This window comes from Acinetobacter sp. UBA3132, from assembly GCF_002364825.1.
Taxonomy (GTDB): domain Bacteria; phylum Pseudomonadota; class Gammaproteobacteria; order Pseudomonadales; family Moraxellaceae; genus Acinetobacter; species Acinetobacter schindleri.
This window is the reverse complement of the sequence record NZ_DEZM01000155.1, coordinates 1-3,349: the sequence shown is the minus strand read 5'-3', so window position 1 is coordinate 3,349 and position 3,349 is coordinate 1. Positions and strand designations below refer to the sequence as shown.

Genomic DNA, 3,349 nt, shown 5'->3' with positions numbered 1-3,349 from the left:
AAGATTGAAGACACCACCATGGGCTGGCGTTTTATCAATCCGAAACTAAAAGAAATGTACGGCGTGGAAACCATGCCGCAAACGGCTGAAAATCTGGCGGAACAGTTCAACATCAACCGTGCAGATCAGGACAAATTCGCCCTGACCAGCCAGCAACGTACCGCAGCAGCGCACGCCAAAGGTTTCTATAAAAACGAAATCATTCCGGTGGTGATTCCACAACGTAAAGGCGATCCGGTGGTCGTGGATAAAGATGAACATCCACGTGCGTCTACCACTGCAGAAGCGTTGGCGAAACTGAAACCTGTGGTAAAAGCAGACGGTACAGTCACAGCAGGTAATGCATCAGGCATTAACGATGGTGCAGCAGCACTGTTGATTGCATCCGATGACGCCATTGCACAATACGGCTTAAAACCGCGTGCCAAAATCATTGGCTCAACCGTTGTCGGTGTTGAACCGCGCATCATGGGCTTTGGTCCTGCGCCTGCCATCAAAAAGCTGCTTGCGCAAACCGGCTTAACGCTAGAGCAAATGGATGTCATCGAGCTGAATGAAGCTTTTGCTGCCCAAGCACTGGCATGTACCCGTGTCCTAGGTATTGAAGATGGCTCAGAGAAAGTTAATCCTAATGGTGGTGCAATTGCTTTGGGTCACCCATTAGGTGCATCTGGTGCGCGTTTGGTAACAACAGCACTGAGCCAACTTGAACAAACTGGCGGTAAATACGGTTTATGTTCAATGTGTATTGGTGTTGGTCAAGGTATTGCTTTGATCATTGAACGTGTTTAATCCTCATTAAAAGTCCCCCCTATCATAACGGGGGATTTAAGATGGATTTATAAGATTAAGGATTTTAAAAAAATGCCAACATTTACATCAAATGATGCGCAAATCAACTACCAAACTTTTGGAGATGCTGCAAAACCTGCACTAATTTTTTCAAACTCGCTTGGTACAAACTTCAAAATGTGGCAAGCACAGATTGATTTTTTCCAGCAGGATTTTTTTGTCATTTGCTACGACACACGTGGTCACGGTGCATCATCGGCGCCGCAAGGCCCATATAGCATTGATCAATTGGGTCAAGATGTTGTAAATCTACTCGATCATTTGAATGTTGAAAAAGCTACATTCTGTGGTATTTCTATGGGTGGTTTAACAGGTCAATGGTTAGCGATTCATCGCCCTGAACGTTTTAATCAGGTGGTGGTATGTAATACTGCAGCAAAAATTGGTCAAGAACAGGCTTGGAATGACCGTGCCGCATTGGTACGCGAACAAGGTTTACAGCCGATTGCTTCGACAGCAGCATCACGCTGGTTTACTGAACCCTTTATCCAAAGCAACGCGACAGTGGTCAATAATCTTCAAAACGACTTGGCAGCTGGCAGCGCCGAAGGTTATGCGAGCTGTTGCGAAGCTTTGGCTAAAGCGGATGTACGCGAACAACTGAAAGACATTACTGTGCCAGTTTTAGTGGTTGCAGGTCAGCAAGACCCTGTAACGACTGTGGCTGATGGTCAGTATATGGTAGATCGTATTGCCAACAGCCAACTATTTGAAATCAATGCTTCGCATATTTCAAATATTGAACAACCTGAAGCTTTTAATCAGGCAGTGCAAGAATTTATTGCAGCTTAAAAAGCGCATCGCAATAGTAGAAAAGCCACTGTTCGTCAGTGGCTTTTTTCTGGATCAAATTAAATAAGAATTAAGCCCAAATCACTAAAATTGCCGCAATCACCACCAGCACCAGTCCCCAATGTTCAGCCTTGGCCAGTTTATCTTTAAAGAAATACGCCGAGATCAGCATACTAAATAAAATCTCGATCTGACCTAAGGTTTTCACCACCGGTACACTCATCATGCTCATGGCAGTAAACCAACCAAGGGATGCTGTGAAACTACAAAAGCCTACTTTCATAGTCAGTCCCATACGTTCGCGCATAGCGACGAGTGTTTTACGGCTAAATAGGCTTAGGTAAATGAGCATACTGATGCATTGGAAGCCAATGACTGAAATCAACACCCAAGATGCACGGTGTAATACAGGCAAATTAGTTAGTTCTAGACTGGCTTCTCGAACTAAAAGTGACGTAATGGCAAAACAAAGTCCACTACCCACCCCGATCATCAACGTTTTAACAGAAAGTCCACTCAGTTGGTTGCCTTTACTTAGTAAAAATACTGCATACCCCCCAATGAGTACGCCAATCCAGGCTAAGAACGATAAATGATCTGATAGAAAAGCCACGCCAATAATCGCGGCTAAGATGGCTTCACTTTTGGCTAAACCAACACCAATAGCATAATTTTTTTGTTTAAACAGTTGCACCATCAGTACAGTGGCAAGAATTTGGCTCACTCCTGCAATGAAAATATATATCCAATACTTTGCAGTAAAATGAACTACTTCTATGACTGGGTAAAAATGGTACAGCAGTTGGATATAGATAAATGCAAGTGGAAAACCAAACAAGAAACGCGCAAGCGTTACGCCCCAAACGTCGACAGTTGAACTCAGTTGTTTTTGAAATGCATTACGCCATGCCTGCATGAATGCAGCCATTAAGGTAAAGAAGATCCAACTGATTGCCATGTCTCATCTGCTGTTAGATTAAAAGTGAAATAATTTTAAGCCTTTGCAGATGAGATGACTAATTAAAAAAGGGTTTGAAGTTGATAGCGGAAAGTTTGGAGTTTATAACGTCATTTTATGTCGTATAGCTCTTAAATACGCTATCCAATATACTGATAATAGAGAAAAAAAGGAGATATTAAATGATTGCTAGAAAAATACGTGAACTATTAAAATTAGAACTTTCGATTATGTTACTAAGCTCTCTAGTTTTAATGGCAATAACATATTTACTTCTTGAAGCCAAAGGTATTGAGGAGTTAATAGCTGGTTACAATGGAAACTTTCAAACTCCTAATCTTTTACATTACTCAATCCTTTTTGTTATCGCAATAATCTTATGGTTTTTTTATTATTTTTTTAATTATAGAAACAAGGAGTTTTTAAAAAAACTGTCATACGAGCTATTCAATACATGTATTAATTTATTGCGTATTGCTAGCGGGGTTCTTATTTCATTTACTATTCTTCATTTGTGTGTTGATGGTTGGCATAAAAATCTTTCTTTAATAATTTGCTATGGATTAATCGCTTTTAGTGAGGTTACTTTTTTTTCATATATTAGAGATTACTGGTTCTTTAAGGATAATAGAAATGATACGAAATTCTTAGTACGAGGTTAGAAAAAGCCCTTTTACAAGGGCTTTGTTTGTCAAAACAAAAAATACCTCTGCGCCATTGGCAAAACTTCCGCAGGCTCACAAGTCA

General features: G+C 40.8%; 4 protein-coding genes. 3 read left to right on the top strand and 1 reads right to left on the bottom strand.

The features are described 5' to 3' along the window. A partial coding sequence (locus B4033_RS08580; protein ID WP_286833199.1) for an acetyl-CoA C-acyltransferase occupies nucleotides 1-792 on the top strand: 792 nt, incomplete at its 5' end. A 72-nt stretch (nucleotides 793-864) separates the two neighbouring features. Further along, nucleotides 865-1,644: a 3-oxoadipate enol-lactonase gene (pcaD, locus tag B4033_RS08575; protein ID WP_286833196.1), complete on the top strand. Its 780-nt coding sequence runs from the start codon at nucleotides 865-867 to the stop codon at nucleotides 1,642-1,644. Nucleotides 1,645-1,714: 70 nt separating this feature from the next. Here pcaD and B4033_RS08570 read toward each other — a convergent pair whose 3' ends face one another. After that, complete coding sequence (locus B4033_RS08570) at nucleotides 1,715-2,602, bottom strand: DMT family transporter (RefSeq protein ID WP_286833194.1); 888 nt, start codon at nucleotides 2,600-2,602, stop codon at nucleotides 1,715-1,717. 182 nt (nucleotides 2,603-2,784) lie between these two features. Between B4033_RS08570 and B4033_RS08565 the strand changes: the two genes are divergently transcribed. Beyond that, entirely contained in the window at nucleotides 2,785-3,264 is a 480-nt protein-coding gene (locus B4033_RS08565) for a hypothetical protein (protein ID WP_071320735.1), read from the top strand. Nucleotides 3,265-3,349 lie beyond the last annotated feature (85 nt).

Excerpts from the sequence above, each read along its gene's own strand:
- pcaD (WP_286833196.1), top strand. The coding sequence starts at position 865 with ATGCCAACATTTACATCAAATGATGCGCAAATCAACTACCAAACTTTT.
- B4033_RS08570 (WP_286833194.1), bottom strand. The coding sequence starts at position 2,602 with ATGGCAATCAGTTGGATCTTCTTTACCTTAATGGCTGCATTCATGCAG.
- B4033_RS08565 (WP_071320735.1), top strand. The coding sequence starts at position 2,785 with ATGATTGCTAGAAAAATACGTGAACTATTAAAATTAGAACTTTCGATT.